The sequence below is a fragment of the Marinobacterium jannaschii DSM 6295 genome, assembly GCF_000620085.1.
Classification (GTDB): domain Bacteria; phylum Pseudomonadota; class Gammaproteobacteria; order Pseudomonadales; family Balneatricaceae; genus Pontibacterium; species Pontibacterium jannaschii.
On the sequence record NZ_JHVJ01000019.1, the window covers coordinates 25,204 to 42,364 of the forward strand.

At 57.2% G+C, this 17,161-nt stretch carries 15 protein-coding genes; 8 read left to right on the forward strand and 7 right to left on the reverse strand.

The window, feature by feature from the left end:
- Positions 1–77: 77 nt before the first annotated feature.
- A complete protein-coding gene (locus Q354_RS25470) occupies positions 78–998 on the forward strand; it encodes a LysR family transcriptional regulator (RefSeq protein ID WP_084332561.1) in 921 nt (306 codons plus the stop codon).
- Here the strand turns inward: Q354_RS25470 and Q354_RS0111245 are convergent.
- Positions 970–1,980 carry a GlxA family transcriptional regulator gene (locus tag Q354_RS0111245; RefSeq protein ID WP_051560068.1) on the reverse strand — a complete coding sequence of 337 codons (1,011 nt, stop codon included), beginning with the start codon at positions 1,978–1,980 and terminating at the stop codon, positions 970–972. The two genes, Q354_RS25470 and Q354_RS0111245, sit on opposite strands and share 29 nt — an antisense overlap.
- Positions 1,981–2,158: 178 nt before the next feature.
- Between Q354_RS0111245 and Q354_RS0111250 the strand changes: the two genes are divergently transcribed.
- Positions 2,159–2,770 carry a LysE family translocator gene (locus tag Q354_RS0111250; RefSeq protein ID WP_027857689.1) on the forward strand — a complete coding sequence of 204 codons (612 nt, stop codon included), beginning with the start codon at positions 2,159–2,161 and terminating at the stop codon, positions 2,768–2,770.
- A 13-nt stretch (positions 2,771–2,783) separates the two neighbouring features.
- Here Q354_RS0111250 and Q354_RS0111255 read toward each other — a convergent pair whose 3' ends face one another.
- Entirely contained in the window at positions 2,784–4,013 is a 1,230-nt protein-coding gene (locus Q354_RS0111255) for a bifunctional alpha/beta hydrolase/OsmC family protein (RefSeq protein ID WP_027857690.1), read from the reverse strand.
- Between the two features lie 176 nt (positions 4,014–4,189).
- Here Q354_RS0111255 and Q354_RS0111260 point away from each other — a divergent pair, with 176 nt between their 5' ends.
- The gene (locus Q354_RS0111260) at positions 4,190–5,074 is read left to right on the forward strand and encodes a DMT family transporter (RefSeq protein ID WP_027857691.1); all 885 of its coding nucleotides are present in this window, start codon (positions 4,190–4,192) and stop codon (positions 5,072–5,074) included.
- 430 nt (positions 5,075–5,504) lie between these two features.
- On the opposite strand, the gene Q354_RS25475 is transcribed toward Q354_RS0111260, so the two are convergent.
- Positions 5,505–6,398: a D-hexose-6-phosphate mutarotase gene (locus Q354_RS25475; protein ID WP_169828879.1), complete on the reverse strand. Its 894-nt coding sequence runs from the start codon at positions 6,396–6,398 to the stop codon at positions 5,505–5,507.
- Positions 6,399–6,740: 342 nt separating this feature from the next.
- The gene (locus Q354_RS0111270) at positions 6,741–7,658 is read right to left on the reverse strand and encodes an HDOD domain-containing protein (RefSeq protein ID WP_027857692.1); all 918 of its coding nucleotides are present in this window, start codon (positions 7,656–7,658) and stop codon (positions 6,741–6,743) included.
- Between the two features lie 550 nt (positions 7,659–8,208).
- On the opposite strand from Q354_RS0111270, the gene Q354_RS0111280 reads away from it, so the two are divergent.
- Positions 8,209–8,976: an NAD(P)-binding domain-containing protein gene (locus tag Q354_RS0111280; protein ID WP_027857694.1), complete on the forward strand. Its 768-nt coding sequence runs from the start codon at positions 8,209–8,211 to the stop codon at positions 8,974–8,976.
- 49 nt (positions 8,977–9,025) lie between these two features.
- On the opposite strand, the gene Q354_RS0111285 is transcribed toward Q354_RS0111280, so the two are convergent.
- Together Q354_RS0111285 and Q354_RS25480 are read right to left on the reverse strand one after the other, a co-directional pair.
- Complete coding sequence (locus Q354_RS0111285) at positions 9,026–9,397, reverse strand: putative quinol monooxygenase (RefSeq protein WP_027857695.1); 372 nt, start codon at positions 9,395–9,397, stop codon at positions 9,026–9,028.
- A gap of 241 nt (positions 9,398–9,638) precedes the next feature.
- Positions 9,639–11,054, reverse strand: coding sequence for an NAD(P)/FAD-dependent oxidoreductase (locus tag Q354_RS25480; protein ID WP_051560070.1), 1,416 nt, complete (start codon positions 11,052–11,054; stop codon positions 9,639–9,641).
- A gap of 268 nt (positions 11,055–11,322) precedes the next feature.
- Between Q354_RS25480 and Q354_RS0111295 the strand changes: the two genes are divergently transcribed.
- Together Q354_RS0111295 and Q354_RS25485 are read left to right on the forward strand one after the other, a co-directional pair.
- Positions 11,323–12,741, forward strand: coding sequence for an aldehyde dehydrogenase family protein (locus tag Q354_RS0111295; RefSeq protein ID WP_027857696.1), 1,419 nt, complete (start codon positions 11,323–11,325; stop codon positions 12,739–12,741).
- 254 nt (positions 12,742–12,995) lie between these two features.
- Positions 12,996–14,414 (forward strand): APC family permease, encoded by a 1,419-nt coding sequence (locus tag Q354_RS25485; protein WP_036229523.1) that lies wholly within the window; start codon positions 12,996–12,998, stop codon positions 14,412–14,414.
- A gap of 165 nt (positions 14,415–14,579) precedes the next feature.
- Here Q354_RS25485 and Q354_RS25490 read toward each other — a convergent pair whose 3' ends face one another.
- On the reverse strand, positions 14,580–15,449 hold the full coding sequence (locus tag Q354_RS25490; protein ID WP_051560071.1) for a helix-turn-helix transcriptional regulator: 870 nt from the start codon (positions 15,447–15,449) through the stop codon (positions 14,580–14,582).
- A gap of 333 nt (positions 15,450–15,782) precedes the next feature.
- Between Q354_RS25490 and Q354_RS0111310 the strand changes: the two genes are divergently transcribed.
- Both Q354_RS0111310 and Q354_RS0111315 read left to right on the forward strand, forming a co-directional pair.
- Positions 15,783–16,571 carry a flagellin gene (locus tag Q354_RS0111310; protein ID WP_027857697.1) on the forward strand — a complete coding sequence of 263 codons (789 nt, stop codon included), beginning with the start codon at positions 15,783–15,785 and terminating at the stop codon, positions 16,569–16,571.
- 134 nt (positions 16,572–16,705) lie between these two features.
- The gene (locus Q354_RS0111315) at positions 16,706–17,056 is read left to right on the forward strand and encodes a cupin domain-containing protein (RefSeq protein ID WP_084332563.1); all 351 of its coding nucleotides are present in this window, start codon (positions 16,706–16,708) and stop codon (positions 17,054–17,056) included.
- The last annotated feature ends 105 nt before the right edge of the window (positions 17,057–17,161 follow it).

A 17,161-nucleotide genomic window follows, 5' to 3' on the forward strand; every position in this document is an offset into this window, starting at 1 on the left:
GTTGAGGTCAGTGTATTTACATACGATATAAAGAAAAATAACCTGATAAAGAAACCATATTTCATATTTTGAGAACAATGGACCTGATTAAATCCCTGCGTATCTTTACCAAGGTGGTCGAACACCAGAGCTTCAGCGCCGCAGCGCGGGAGCTGAATATGGTCACCTCGGCCGTCAGCCGTCATGTCACCGAGCTGGAACAGCACTACAACTGCCGCCTGCTGGCACGCACCACCCGCAGCATGCGCCTGACCGAGGAAGGTCGGCACTACCTGACCGCCTTCGATGCCCTGCTGCGCGATGTGGATGCGCTGGAGCAGGAGTCGCAACAGCGCCTGCACGCCATCTCCGGCCAGATACGGATAAGTGCACCATTGCATATCGGTCACTTCGGCCTGCAGAGCCTGCTCAGCGACTTCCTGTGCCGCCATCCGGCGGTAAAGGTCAGCTGGCTGTTACTCAACCGCTACGTCAATCTGGTCGAGGAAGGGATTGATCTGGCAGTTCGCGTGGGTCACCTGCCCGACTCCAGCCTGATCGCCCACACCCTGGGCAAAATGGCGCTGCACTTTGTTGCCAGCCCGGCCTACCTGGCGGCATATGGCGAGCCGCAGCACCCGCGTGAGCTGCGCGATCATCGCTGCATTCTGGATAGCGGCAATCGCCAGCCGGGGCGTTTTAGCTATCAGGAAGCGGGCCGGGTTCAGCACATCAGTGTCAGCGGTGCCGCCGAGGTCAATAACGGTGAGGCGGTTGCACGCTTCGCCGCAGACGGCGTAGGCATCGCCCAGCTGCCCGACTTTCTGGTCAGTCCGCTGCTGGCAGAGGGAAAATTGCAGATCTTGTTAAAAGACTATGAGCCGGCACCGATACCGGTTTCGCTGGTCTACCCGGGAAACCGCCTGCTCAGTCCGGCGCTTAAGGCATTGATTGAGGAGATCAGGAACAGGAGCCGGCAACAGTCACTGTTTACGTCGGCCGTGCCGGATCAGCTTTGAATCTGGCCGGCGTTTTTCCGAAGCGCTTTCTGAATACTTTGCAGAGATAACTGGTATCCGCAAAACCGACCTCCTCTCCCAGCCTGACGAGGCTGTGATCACTGTTGAGCAGACGCCAGCGCAGGTGCTGCAGGCGCATCTCCAGCCAGTAGCCCGCAGTGCTACTGTCAAAGTGGCTCTGAAACAGGCGGTCGAGCTGGCGGCGGCCAATACCAATCTGCTGCGCCAGCGCTGAGATCTGATAAGGCCCGGCGAGCCGGTCCCGCATCAGGCTGAGAGCACGATCCAGATGACGGCTACCGGTCGACTGATTGTCCCGCGAACGCAGCTGGTGCAGTGGCTGTCGCACTTCATCCACCAGCATATCAGCCAGCCCCTTGAGTGCCCGGTCTCGCCCCAGATGGCGCGCCAGAAGCTCCACGGCCAGATCAACTGCCGCACCGCCACCGGCACAGCTGATCCGCTTTTCAGCGATACAGAAAATCTGATCGGATCGCATATCCAGTGCCGGAAAAGCCTCACTGAACTCCTGCTGATGACGCCAGTGTACGGCGACCGGGGTGCGGTTAAGCAGCCCGGCTTCCGCCAGCAGAAAGCTGGCGTTGTCGATCGACACCAGGGTAATACCGGCAGCGGCCGCCTGTTGCAGCACGCCCCCGTAATCAGTGACCGCCAGCCGGGCATCACGCGCGCTGCGACACCCAAAGACCACCAGATAATCATAGTGACCGAAGTCGATATCCTCTGGTGTCTGCTCTACCCCGATCGTAATACCACTGCTGGAGCTGAGCATGCCCGGCGACAGCCCTAATACCTTCCATTCACAGTAGCGCTGGCGACTGAGGTCGGCATCATCTGCAGAGAAACGCAGCTTATCGATAAAAGCACCCAGCGGCAGCATGGTAAAACCCGGCAGCGGCAGCAGCAGGAAGCGCAGCTCCACCGTTGAACTGCAGTCTGAGTAACTGTTTTCAGGCCTCATCTGACATCCTCCCGGAATCTTCCACCAGCTTATTCGTTTCAGTAGCCATTTGGTTTTCAGGGACATTCGATAAAATGTCCATATATAACCGTATAATGTCCATTTTTTACCATATAAGTTAACCCCGATGCGATTAGACTGCCTCGACTCACTAACGATTCCTGTTTGAGATTTTGCGATGACACCGGATACCTGGATTCTTTACCTGCTGGCGGTGATGGGCCTGTCCGCCTCTCCCGGCCCCAACGGCCTGCTGGCCCTGACCCACGGCGCACTCTATGGCCATAAGCGCACCCTGTTTACTGTCAGCGGCGGCACTCTGGGCTTTATGCTGCTGATCAGCCTGTCGATGTTTGGCATCGGTGCGTTGATTCAGGCCAGTACCCAGGCGCTGACGATCCTCAAATGGGCAGGCGGGGCTTATCTGGTATGGCTGGGGATTCAGTTGTGGCGTTCACCGCCGATGAACCTGGCCAGCAACGAGCAGGCGCAGCAGCGCAGCAATGGCACGTTGTTCCGGCAGGGATTTATCTCTGCGATCTCCAATCCTAAGGTGCTGCTGTTTTTCGGTGCTTTCCTGCCGCAGTTTATCGATCCGACCGCGCCACTTTGGACGCAGTTTCTGGTGATGGCGCTGACCTTTGCGGTGGTGGAATTCGTGGTGGAGTGCGCTCTGGCACGGGTTGCCCACCAGCTGCGTCCCTGGCTGGAACGCAGCGGTAAGCGCTTTAACCGTGCCTGTGGCGGCATCTTTGCGATAATCGGTACGGCACTACCGCTAAGCCAGTAGGCGAATCAGGGCCTTAGTTGTCGACCAGTTCGGTCTGCACCTCTAGCTCAGCATGCAGGGTGCGGTGCACCGGGCAGCGGTCGGCAATCTCCAGCAGGCGCTGGCGCTGCTGATCGCTCAACTCGCCCTTCAGGGTCACATAGCGGTACAACACTTCGATTTTTCTCGGTTCCTCGTCACAGCCTTCACAATCCTGCTTGTGTACCCGATCGTGGCGCAGCTCGACACTGATATCTTCCAGCGGAATCTGCTTCAGGTTGGCATACATCCGCACCGTCATCGAGGTACAGCTGCCCAGGGCGGCCAGCAGGTGCTCATAGGGGTCCGGGCCGAGATCATCCCCCCCCACGGCCGAGGGCTCGTCGGACAGCCAGATATGGCTGTCCGAGATAATGGTGCGGGTGAACTGCTTGTTTTTCTCATCAACCCGGATATGCCCCTTCGCCAGCGAGGACTGCTGCTTTTGCAGCACAACCGGATCGCTGATATAGCGGCTAGCCCAGGCAGCGATGGTGGCACCGACATATTCGGCATCCTCGGCCCGGCTTAGCAGATGATCAGCCTGGTCCAGGCTGACAAAGCTTTTCGGGTGTTTCGCCGTCCGATAGATCTTCTCCGCCTCACTGATCGCCACCGTTTCATCCAGCGGCGAGTGAAACAGCAACAGTGCCTTGCGCAGATGAGCGATCTTCTGTTGCTGATCATGAGCGGCCAGATCATCCAGAAACTGTTTTTTGATGGTGAAGGGCCGGCCGCCCAGCAGCACTTCAGCCTGCCCTTCCTGCTCGATACGGGACAGGTCGCAGGCAAAGTGTTCAGCCACATGGGCCGGGTCAGAGGGGGCGGCGATCGCGACAACGCCCTGCACCTCTGCGATCTCACCGGCGGCCGCCAGTACCGCAGCACCGCCAAGGCTGTGGCCGATCAGCAGTGATGGCGCGCGATAGTTCGCACGCAGGAAATCAGCGGCATTGATCAGGTCGGCCACATTGGATGAGAAGTTGCTGTTGGCGAAATCGCCATCACTGCTGCCAAGGCCGGTAAAGTCAAAACGCAGCACCGCATAGCCCCGCGCCACCAGCGCCCGGGCGATGCGGGATGCCGACGCCAGGTCCTTACCGCAGGTAAAACAATGAGCAAAAAGGGCAAATCCCAGCGGGCTTTCCGCCGGCGTCTCCAGCAGACCCGCAATTTTCAGCCCGTCACTGCCACTGAACTCAACTTTCTTCCGCCCTGCTGACATAACCAGATCCTCCACTTAGATCAGTGCGCACACCTTTTAATCATTCCCGGGGGTGAGACAGCAGCTTAGCTCAGTCGTTGCACTGCAGGGATAAAATTCCGGCCGATGCGCAAGAATCGGATAGCAAGCCCCGCGCGGATTGCAGACACTGAGTCTAAACCCGATAAGGACCTGCTATGAACCTGATCAGCCTCTCTCAACTACTGCTGCTCGCCGCTATCTGGGGCGCTTCTTTTATGTTTATGCGGATCGGCGCACCGGTTCTGGGCCCCGCCTGGCTAATCGAATTCCGGGTGCTGTTTGCCGCCCTGTTCCTGTTGCTGGTAGCGATGCTGTTGCGTCGTCCGCTGCAGGCCCGACGCTACTGGCAACATTACGGCCTGCTCGGTCTGTTTAATTCGGCACTGCCCTTTCTGCTACTGGCCTATGCGGCCCAGAGCCTGACTGCCTCCCTGTTATCCATCCTCAATGCAGCCGCGCCGATTTTCGGTGCGGTGCTGGGTGCGGTCTGGTTTCGTAAGCCACTCAGCCAGTCACAGCTGATCGGTTTGCTGCTGGGTATCTGCGGCGTGGCGCTGTTAGTCGGGCTTGACCAGAGCGCCTTGCAGTCGGGTTCGCTGCTGGCCGTGATCGCAGCCCTCGGTGCGGCACTCTCCTATGGTATTGCCAGTGTCTACGCTCAGTCCGCCCCCTCTGTCGCACCGTTCTCCAATGCCCACGGCAGTATGTGGAGTTCGACCCTGCTGATCCTGCCGCTGCTGGCGTTCTCCCCCCTGCAATCGGCGCCGCCAGCCGATATCATGGCATCGGTTGTGGCTCTGGGCGTGATCTGCACCGGCATCGCCTATCTGCTTTATTTCCGCCTGATCGCCGATATCGGGGCCGCCTCAGCCCTTACCGTCACCTTCCTGGTTCCGGTGTTTGGCGTCCTCTGGGGCGTGATATTCCTGCAGGAACAGCTCGGCTGGCACACCCTGGCCGGTGCCATACTGGTGGTACTGGGTACAGCTAAAGTGACCGGCTTCAGGACAGCCAGTCTGAAATACAATAAGGCAGCGTAACGCTATCCTATTCACAGCCTGTTCTGTTTGCCCCATCCTATAAAACGTTGATGGTTTTTAGTTAAGCCATCTCCAATACGAAGGTGGCAAGATCACCGCGGGCACAACGGGTGGGGGGCAGCGACGGGATTGGTCACGATTATCGGGGGAGAGATCTATAAACGGATGATTCACGGCTGGGAGCAGGGCATGTGCGGGGCCGCACGGGAGAAAGAACAGGCACAGGGGCTGTGACAGGGAGTTGATGCACAGACAGATAAAAAAACCGCTCTGCGATGCAGAGCGGCAATCAGTAACCAACACAATCTTTAACCATATCCAGACGCAGGTTTGACCTTCCTGCCCCTGTTTTTTTGTCTGCCCGACAAATATTCAGCCTCACCATTAACTCTGTCACTGTTCCGGCGATAAAGTTCAACCTGATCAGGTTTTAACCCTTCAAGGGGCTGACCGCTATACGGGTTTCCATCAATAACTGCTCTCCGGGCGCGAGCGCCAGCTGATCAAAATCAGCCGTGCGAGCCGTTTCGATACAGACAAAGCCATCCACCTGATCCATGCCAATATCGGCCATCTCAGCGGCCAGATCACCGGGATTCCAGACTACCGTTGAATTGCTGTTACCTTTGCCGATGCTGATCATCCGCTGTAATCCGCGATCGATCAGATGGACATCACCCTGGTGCCGGAATACCCGATCGGTGCGCTGGCGGATCGATTGCGGCTGCTCCAGCCTGAAGTGGGCCATATCGCGCAGCTTATCGGCATAGGTACAGCCTTCGATGCCGTCGAGAGAAACCTGATCACGTCCGGAAATTGCAAAGTAACTGTGCAACGCCATGCTCAGTTCCTGCATTTCGCGGGTGTTATTTTCCGACCGCATCCGCAAGGTCAGCAGCGCGGCTCTCACCTCAATCTGCAGCGATAATGCCAGGCCCTCACAGAGCGCCTGTTGCGGTGAGAATGTCCAGCTGCCACCCTCGACACTCGGTTCGGCCGAGTCCAGCTGCCATCCGGCGGTACGGGCATAGCCATGGGCGGGTTTGCTGCTATCCTGCGGATGATCACCAAACCAGGGCCAGCACAGAGGCACTCCGCCGCGGATCGCCTTCGGTGCCGGTAGCGGCTGGCTGGAGCACCACAACACCGGAGCCTGACCTGCCGGGCGAAAGTGCAGCAACTGAGCACCCTGCTGCGCGACGGCCAGCTCGCCCCAGGGCTGCTTAACCAGCCAGAGATCAAAACCCTGCCAGCGGATAAGAAAGCTACCATCCGGTTGCTGTGCGATAAACTCTGCCAGTCCGTTGCCTGTCACCTGATCCATCTCCCACCTCGACATTATCCAGCGCCGCTGAAGCTGTGCAGCCGCGTTTTTCATTCTACCGGGCCAGACCGCTGTCTCTTTTATACCGCCAAGACCGGCCTTCGACTCTGACACCGGCATGACCTGAGCGGCATAATGCCAGCGCAGGGATAAATCCCCAACCTTTCTGGCCCCTGAGGCAGACTATGATCGTCAGCCAGGCTGCAGGAAATATGACAGATGTGATTTAACTTATCCTCCATCCGATATGTGCAGCCCCTTTGCGCAGGCACGGATCAGGCCTGAATGGCGTTCACAAAAAACGGCAAGTCAGGCTTGCCGTTTTTTGCCACATACCGGGGTTTATAAACCCAGACTATCGCGCAACTCGTCACTGGTTTTAATCAGCTGAGGCAGGTTTTCTACCAGCGCCTGCACGGGCAACGAGTGGTTTTGCCACTCGGCACTGATACAGTGTTGCAGAATCTTTTCGCGTAGCAGGTCGGGCTTCCACTCTTTCCAGTCGGTGTTACGCTCCACCAACACGCTGACGAAGTCTGAAAACTGGATCACCAATGCCAGCTGACGGAATACCAGCGGCGCTTTAGGGTGATTAAATACTTTGTAGTTATGGTGATAACGCACCAGGTTACAGATCAACGGCGGCAGGTTAAGCCTTTTACAGGCCAGAAAACCGACATCGGCATGGGAGAATCCCACCACCGCTTTTTCTACGTCGACCAGCTCAATCGGTGTGCCCCAGCCCCGTGCATCGGTCTCGTTGAGGGCATCCGGCGCCAGCTGAAACAGTACAAAGCGGCCAATATCGTGCAGCAGGCCGCAGAGATGCGCCATCTCCGGCTCTACTGCTATCAGCTCCGAGCTGCGGCAAACAAAGGATGCGATGCAGGCCGTCTCGATTGAATGCTGCCACAGAGCCTTATGTTCAGCCTTGGTCGGCACAAACACCTTCGCAACGGACAGGGCGGTGATCAGCTCGACAATAGTATGGGAACCTACCCGGGTCAGGGCGGCCCGCAGGCTGTTAATACTCTGATTCGGTGAGGAGGAGGCGGAATTAGCGTAGCCGAGGATAAAGGTTGCCAGCGGCGGGTCGGACATCGCCAGCGAATACAGGGTATCGTAAAAGGTCTCATCCTCAATATCACACTTAATCAGCTCCATCACGACGCCGGGTAAAAGCGGCAACTGATCAATATGCTTGCTGATGGCCTCCAGCGATATATGAACTTCATGTCGTTCTGACGGATTAGTTTCCATAACTGCCACCAACGTCAATACACCCTGCTAAAACGCCATATACTTCAGGCTGACAAACCAAATAGTCGTTATAGTACCGCTCAAATTATAGCGTTGCTGCGTCGGCTCCCTTACGTTTTTTTCGCCGCCGTCCATAACACTTTTCTGTTTTGTGACCTGGCTCAACCGGTATTGTCCTGAAAGCAGCTCCGGGACCGGCCACCTCATTAAGGTTCACGATGTAAATCTATGCTGTCGTCATATTGAGAAGCCCGCGCATTCGCGAAAATAAAACATGCGGGAAAACTGAATACTCATCAACTTATGTATCTGGGCTCTGACGGTCGATCTGTCTGAAAGCACTGTTGCTGAAAGTGGTGAACGACTCCGACTGATATTTGATACCACACCGGTTGCGATGATCCGCTCCCAACCGGATGACACCCTGGGCAGCTGCTGATCGACCAGCCTTACCAATTGTATAGACAGAAAAAATAACCAGGCGAAAGATTGATCATTCTGCTAATCATGGTACAACCAAAGTCAGTAAACTGCTTACAAGGACAGACGCATGAAAGATCAATCAGTCGGTTTTATCGGTACCGGTCACCTGGCCAGCTACGTGATCAGGGGTTTACGCAATGCCGGTGACAACCGCACCATCAACGTATCACCGCGAAACGCACAGACCGCCGAAACCCTTAAGCTCAGCGCCAACTGCAATATTGCCGAAAGCAACCAGCAACTGATCGACAGCAGCGATGTCATTATCCTCTCGTTACGTCCTGATCAGGTCGGCAATGTCCTGACCGACTGCACCTTCAAACCCGGACAGCTGTTGATCTCCTGCGTAGCGGGTATCTCTTCCGATACACTGAGCGCACTGGCGCCGAACACCCGGATCGTCCGTGCCATGCCGGTATCCAGCGTCGAGTTTGGTGAAGGCGCTACGCCGTTGTACCCGGCGCATGAATTCAGCCGTACTCTGTTTGGTCAGATCAGCACGCCGGTCGAACTGGAGAATGAGCGCGGTTTCGAGATCGCCCTGACCGCCGCCTGTGCCAATGGCTGGTTTTACCAGCTTTTCGAACAGCTTGAGCAATGGATGGTAAACGAGGATATCGACGCCAGGGCGGCGCGCTGTCTGATGCTGAATGCCGCCAAGAGTGCCGCTGTGTACGGCCTGAGACAGCAAGATCAGCCGCTGGGCGAGATTCTGGAGGGTATCGCCACTGAAGGGACCTATACCAAACTGGGACTGGAGCAGCTGAAGCAACAGGACGCCTTCAGCGCCTGGGATGAAGCCTGCGACAGCGTCAAAGAGAAGCTGTTTCCCTGACCGCTGAGCGCAGTAAAAAAGGCGCTGATGGCGCCTTTTTGTCATCAACTTACGCCGCGATCTCCGCCGCATCACGGATTTCTGCGGCATCATAGTTTTCCGGTTCATCGGAGTAAACACAGACATTCCACTTCGCCGCCAGGCCGTCTTCCGCCACACACTGGGTTTCGAAGAATTGCTGGATCTCCCGACGCTGGCAGTGCGCTTCAAACGCCGCCATATCCTGCCAGATCTCATTGAAGACGATCGGATAGCTTTCACCTTCAGCAAAGGGACTGGCAATCTGGCGGGTAACCAGATACTGCAAACATCCGTCTTCACGCTGAGTATTCGGCTCCAGCGCCTGCAGTACCGCAAACAACTCCGCTTCCTTACCCGGCTTTGGCAGAAACTGCGCTACACAATAGACTTTCTTCGACATGGGATACCCCGAGAACAATGCATGCCGGTACAACCAGAGCGGCTAGCTATCACCGGTCACGCCATAGAGAAAAGTTGCCCCCCAGGACAGCGCCGCAGCGGCGCATTGTAGAGAAGAGGCGCCAGCAATGCTATCTGCGCCGGAGCCGGAGCTAGGACTGGGACCGGCGCTACGGAACAACCGCGATAAAAAACCGGGCCTGAATAGAGGCCCGGTGATTCAGGTCTGCGAGACCGTTCCCTTAGCCCAGTTCGTTCTGGGTGATCGGGAAGCCCATCTTCTCCACCATACGGATCCAGGGGATACGCCAGCCGCCCTTCTCATCCATGGTATCCAGCGCATACATGGTGATCTTGGCGCCAATCCAGCGAAACGGCTCCGGCGGAATGTAGTTCGGCTTGGTAGTGGCGAACTTCAGGCGGGTTTCCGGGATATCATCGCCATCGAGGATCGCCAGGCCGATACGGGAGCCAAACCGGGTCGCCGTCACCCCAAATCCGGAGTAGCCACCGGCGTAGACCATATCGCCATCATGGTAGCTCTGGTAGTGCACGGCCATACGGGTGGTCAGGCCGATCGGGCCGCTCCAGGCATGGGAGAATCTGATATCTTTCAGGGTCGGGAAAGTGGCATAGAAATTCTTCACCAGATTGAGGAAGTTATCTGCCGACTTGTCCGCCTTGGGATCGGTATTGTTGTTGAAGAAATAGCCCAGACGGCCACCAAACAGGATTCGGTTGTCGGCGGTCAGGCGCATATAGTTGAGCTGGGTACGGGTATCGTAGACACCCTGACGGTTCTTCCAGCCGATGGTCGCCAGCTGTTCGTCGCTCAGAGGCTCGGTGACAACGATGCGATCGCGGATCGCAGCCACCCGGTTTTTGATCTTCTTACTACCCGCAGCGAAGGCATTGGTTGCCAGCAGTACCTTATTGGCCCTGACGGAACCTTCCGGCGTTTTTACCAGCACGCCCGGCTTGAGGTGGGTAGAATCTTGCAGCGGCGTATACTCGAAGATACGGACGCCGAGATCGGTGGCGATCCGTTTCAGGCCCCAGGCCAGCTTGGCCGGGTGCACGGTGCCGCTGCGCTGCTTCGACCAGAGACCACCGTCAAACAGCGGCGAGTTAATCTCAGCCTTAACTTCATCGGCATCCAGCATATGGGCATCATGGCCATGTGCGCTGTAAAGCTTGTGCTCGCGTTCAAGGTCAGGAATCCCCTCTTTACCGACAGCTACGGTCAGCTCGCCGCCCCATTCGATATCACAATCGATGTTGTACTTCTCAATGGTGGCCCGAAAGCCATCCATATTCTCTTTGCCCAGTGTTTCCAGCGCGTCGATATCTTCCGGGAAGAAGCGCTGAGCGTTCTCGAGGCCGTGCACCACTGACGCCGACAGAATCGCCGCCGGACGGCCTGAAGCACCAATGGCCACACACTGGGATTCGATAATCACCACATCACGCTGCGGGTTCTGTTCCTTAGCATGGATCGCCGCCCAGAGGCCGGTGAAGCCTGCGCCAACGATCAGCAGGTCACACTGAATATCCTCCTGCAATGCGGGTTCCGGTTCAGGCGCGTCCTTGTGATCCAACCAGTAGGGAAAGAATTTGGTTTTCAGAAGTGCCTTGCGGGCCTGTTCGATCGAGCTCATGGGAGTTACCTGTCGCTATTCTTATTTAGCGCACCGACCTGCGGATCAATAACCTGCCCTCAGGAGTGCTTTATGGTTATTACTATCCCGCGCACAACCCCGCTGCGGTATACCCTGTTTTGGGGTACCAGGGGTCAGGGCCTACCTGATCAGGGTATACCGCCCTCCCGCACACCCGGCCTAGACTCGTGAGCACCATAACAACAGCAATGCCGGGCAGTCTCAGGCCTTTGCGGCCCTGACACCTACCCTGTGCGGGACAACAAGCATGAAGATATACGACAAGCTCTATATAGACGGACAGTGGGTGACACCGAATAGCGCCGCGATGATCGATGTGATCAACCCGGCAACCGAGGAGATCGCCGGTCGCACTGCGCTGGCCGATGCAACGGACGTGGATATGGCGGTGCTGGCTGCACGCCGCGCCTTCGACAGCTGGTCCCGCACCAGCGCGACCGAACGCGCCGGCTATATCAGTCGCCTGGCCGAGGCCCTGAGCCAGCGCGCCGATGAGATGGTCGACACCATCACCACCGAAATGGGCACCACCCTGGCCTTCTCCCGCGAGGTTCAGGTGGAAGACCCGATCGATGCCCTGGCCAAGCATGCTGAGCGCTGCGCCCTGCTGGATGAGCAGATCGAGATCGGCAATGCTACCGCTATCCGCGAGCCGGTCGGCGTCTGCGCCTTTATTAATCCCTGGAACTATCCACTGCACCAGATGATCGGCAAAGTCGCACCGGCCCTGGCGGCAGGCTGCACGATGGTGGTAAAACCCAGCGAGATGACACCGCTGCACGCCTTCCTGCTGGCCGAGGCGATCGATGAGATCGGTCTGCCAGCCGGGGTCTTTAACCTGGTCAACGGCAATGGGCCTGAGGTAGGCGAGCCGCTGTGCAGCCACCCGCAAGTGGATATGGTCTCCTTTACCGGCTCCACCCGCGCCGGGGTACTGATCTCCCAGGCGGCGGCTCCGACCATCAAACGGGTCTGTCTGGAGCTGGGCGGTAAGTCGCCGTTCCTGATCTGTGAGGATGCCGACTTGAGCAAGGCAGTACCGCTGGGTGTCGATGATGTGATGCTTAACAGCGGCCAGACCTGCACCGCCCTGACCCGGATGCTGGTGCCTGCCTCCCGCTATGAAGAAGCGGTAGAGATCGCCCGCGAATACACCGAGTCACTCAAAGTGGGCGATCCGCGCGACGCCGACAGCTTCCTCGGCCCGCTGGCCTCCGCAGTGCAACTGAAGAATGTCCAGCGCTATATCGGCATCGGCCTCAAGGAAGGCGCACGTCTTGTGACCGGCGGCCTGGATCGCCCTGAAGGGCTGGAGAAAGGCTACTACCAGCGCCCCACGATCTTTGCCGATGTCGATAACAGCATGACCATCGCCCGCGAAGAGATCTTCGGCCCGGTACTCTGCATCATCCCCTACCAGAATGAAGCCGAGGCGCTGCAGATCGCCAACGATACCCCCTACGGCCTGGCGGCCCGGGTCTGGTCAGAAGACAAGACCCACGCCGAAAACCTGGCACGCCAGATCCGCGCCGGACAGGTCTATATCAATGACGGTTTCTGGAACAACGAAGCCCCCTTCGGCGGCTACAAGCAGTCCGGCAATGGCCGTGAACTGGGCAATTTCGGCGTCGAAGAATTTTTCGAGACCAAAGCCCTGATTCGCTAACACGGCTCCGCTAAGCCTGTTTCTCAGAATCAGGTCCGCACCGCTATCCGATTTATTAGCAGTTCCGGTGGTTTTCGCGGGAGTACCCTCCCGCCTTTTTTCCTGTGCCGGAGCCAGTACCCCTGAACAGGGTATACCGCCCATGACGAGCGGGTAGCACACTGATAAAACGCGCATTCCGCAGCCATACTGTCTAACAGGGAGGGTAGGCAACGCTGCTGCGCATCAATAACAACAATAATCAGAGATAGAATATGAGCACTCCCAACAGCCATAATAAAACTCTAACAACGACTGACGTCACCCTCTATACGGTCTCCGCGATCCTGCTGGTCGACCAGATCGCCATGTCCGCTGCGGTGGGCCCATCCGCTATCTTCTGGTGGATTGTGGTACTGGCAATCTTCTTTATCCCCAATACCCTGATTACCGCCGAGCTGGGTACTGCCTACCCACAGCAGGGCGGCATCTACGCCTGGATTCGCGATGCCTTCGGCACCCGCTGGGGCGCCCGTATTACCTGGCTCTACTGGATTAATATCGCCCTCTGGATGCCGGCGGTCTATATCATGTTCGCCGGTATCTACAGCGCCCTGTTTGCCCCCGAGATGAGTCTCTGGAGCCAGATCGGCCTGGGCGTGGCGCTTTGCTTCCTGACCGGCTGGGCCAACTGCATTTCACTGGATAAGAGCAAGTGGATTCCCAACCTGGGCACCCCGGTCAAGTTCCTGATCATCATGACGCTGGGTATTGCCGGCCTGATGTACGGCCTGAAAAACGGCTTTGCCAACGATTTCGGTTTCAGTCAGGCACTGGACAACCTGGATGAGGGCCTGGCCTTTATTCCGGTGATCGTTTACGGCTGCCTGGGTGTCGAGCTGATCTGCGCCGAGAGTGACGAGATCCGTAATCCGAAGAAAGCGATCCCGCGTGCCATGATGATTGCCGGCCTGATGACCGCGGCGCTCTATATCTTTGGTACCGCTGGCGTGCTGGCGGCAGTGCCGGCTGAAGATATCGATATGATCGATATCCTGGCCGTAACCCTGAAAGAGCTGTTTGGCGGTAGCGAGCTGGGTAACAGCTTCGCACTGGTGATCGGTGGCCTGACCCTGTTTACCCTGTTCTCCACCATGGTGACCTGGACCCTGGGCGGCAACCGCGCCGTGGCCGAAGCAGCCGACGAGAAAGAGATGCCGGCCGTATTTGGCCTGAGTCATCCAAAGCATAAAGCGCCAATCGGTGCCGCGATGCTGACCAGCCTGATCAGTGCCGCCATCATGGTGCTGTATGGTTTTATGGCCAACAACGCCGAAGAGCTGTTCTGGACCTTGTTCTCCTTCAGCGCCATCATCTTCCTGATGCCTTACATCGGTATGCACTTCGCCTTTATCAAGCTGCGCGCCACCGACAGTCAGACACCACGCCCGTTCCGGGTGCCAGGCGGCGCCCTGACCGGCCTGCTGCTGTCATTGCTCTGCATCGCGGTACTGGCACTGGCGATCCTGCTGTTCTTCTGGGTACCGGGCGAACCACTGGATCTGGTGCTGCTGGCGCAGGTTGGCGGCGGCGTGCTGGGCACCCTGGTCGTCGGCGAGATTCTGGTACGCCGGGGCGAAAGACTGAAACGACAGGCACAGCAGAAACTGCGCACGACTGAAGGCTCGGCCTGATAGCACAGCTTTAAACAAACTGAAGGCGCGCTGTAACAGAGCTGTTCTAGACTTCGCACCTCACGCCTACACCCAAAAAAGCCCCCGGCCTGTCTCAGCCGGGGGCTTTCTGTTTCTGCTCGCCCAATACTGCAACAGGCCCCCTTCAGGACCCTCGTAAGCCGCTTACTTCTGACTGTCGCCCTGCTGCATATAACTCGCCAGCGGGTCCTGCTCCAGATCCCCACTGGCGTTGGACAACGCAGCGATAAACAGTGAGAACAGCTCTGACTGGGATGAAATATCCAGCTTGGCGTACATATTCTTGCGGTGCATCTGCACCGTATCCGGTGAGATCCCCAGCTTCTGTGCCGCCGATTTGGAAGAGTGTCCCTTCAGCAACAGGTGCGCCACCTCTCGCTCACGGTCGGTCAGCATGGAGGCGCCGAAACGGTTAAAAGCCGACTCGATCTGGGTACGCATGCGTCCTTCCGATCCATCCGGAATCTCCTTGGCCTCCCAGACGCTGTGCCAGTAGCGATCCAGCACGGATTGCACCACCGGGTTCATCAGGCGAAACAGCGCCAGCTCATCGCCAGAGAAGGTGGGATGGTCATGCTGTCGACCAACGGCAAAGGACAGTTTGACGCCGTCCCTTGGCCCGACGAGGAAGTAGACATCATCCACCAGCGACGTTTCCTGATAGTAGGCCCGGTAGTAATCACTTTGGTAGAAATCGTCGGGGGCGATCTCTGACAGATGGAAGACCCCGGTCTCCAGCCCCTCATCCACCGCCAGACAGAGCGGGTCAAGCAGGTAAGCACCAGAGAAATAGGCATCGATATGCAGTGCCCGCTCCTCTTGCGGAATCCCCAGGTCGTACAGCAGCACCGGCATCTTGTCACGCCGCTCCAGCACCAGCATCACCGCCTCTACCTTGACCAACTGGCTAATGGCTTCCACCAGCAGACGCGGCAGGTCTTCATCCTCCAGATGATTAATCAGCTCTGCGACTGACTGATTCCACTTTCCAAACAAAGAGAGGCTGTTTTCCATACGGAGTCACTCCAGAGGCTAAGGCCCGGCTTCAGGAGAAGCGGTGCCGATTAGGTGAACCTTCCAAGTATCCGGATATCATGCGGGAGGGGAAATACCCTGACTAAGGGTATAGACCCCGCCGTTTAAAATATGCGCCCGCGCGGCTGTTCCTGCCAGAAAAACTAACAATCAATCGAGCTGGCCCGGCGAAAGCCCCTGCCCTGATCTGCGCCGCATCGGTAATCAACTGAATATTCCGGCAAGCGGGCAACAAAGTATCTGATTAAATTTTACACAGCCATTTTCCGTCATATACTTAATCTCTCTCCTTAGATAACCGGGTGCCGAAAGATGGAACTTCAGCCTGCCTCAGTCGCCAATCTCGCCAGCTCTGCCCTCTCCAGCAATCGTCTGGCTGATGCCAGCGAACAGATTGCCACTGGCTCACGTATCAACAGCGCCGCTGACGACCCATCCGGTATTCAGATCTCTATCGGAATAACCCGCGATATCAACGAAAATACCGTCGGACTACGTAACCTGCTGGACGGCACATCCCTGACCGAATCGGCTATCAGCGGAATCTCGCAAATCAGCGAATCGATATTACAACTGCGAGAACTTTCACTGCAGGCACAGAATGGCACCCTGAATGACTCCGACCGCCAGGCACTCAAGGACCAGGCGGACCAGCTGCTGGCGCAGATCAGGGACAGTATCGATCAGACCCGCTTTAACGGCCGCTCGCTGTTGAATGAGGAAGGCAGCATCGGCATTCAGGCCGGAGAAAGCAGGACAGAGATCGACACCCCGGACCTGCTCAGCTCGCTGGGTGATCAGGGGCTGTTCTCACTGGATATCTCCTCACCTGAGGCCCTGGAAAGCCTCGATGGCAGCCTCGACCTGCTTAACCAGTCTGCCGGTAGTTTCGCCGCCAGCCAGAGCCAGCTCGACAGCAATGTCCGCAGCCTCAGCGACGCCTCAGTCAGCGAAGAAGCCGCCCGCTCCCGGATCAGCGACGCCGACCTCGCCAAGGCGATCTCGGAACAGAGCCGCGAACTGCTGCAACGTGACGTCAACATCACCCTGCAGGCACAGGCCAACGCGGGCCGCAGCGATATACTGGCACTGCTGGGCTGAAGCCCGGCTTTACCTACCTGATCAGGTTATTTCTCCAAAACATCGGTTTCTCGATACTCATCTACGATTTCGTGCTTTTTCATCGCACGAAGGCGTAGGTATCCCACCACAAAAACCGATCAAGAGAGTATTCCATGAGCAGTATTCTAAGAATGACTGAAGCACCAGCCAGTGAATTGATTCCCGCAGATGGCACCAGCGCAGGCAACCCGATGGAGCGCGTATCCGAACTGTTTGATAGCGAGCAGCATTCAGGTTTCGCGGGCAGTTGGTACTGCAGCCAGGGTCAGATTACGGTCGAAGACTATCCGTTTGATGAAGTCTGCTTTATTACCGAAGGCAAGGTTGGCATCACCGATCTGGCATCAGGTGAGGAAGAGATTTTTACCGCCGGCCAGGCATTTATCTGTCGTAAAGGTAGCAAGCTGCAGTGGACCATCTACCAAAACTGCCGCAAGTTCTACGTCGGCATCCCGGCAAACTGATCGTAGATAGCGCTTCACACTGAGGCGCTCATACTTGCCGCAATGCTGGTTAAACGCCCCGCAGCCTGGATTACGGAACACCACGACAAAGCCCAGCAAGACAGC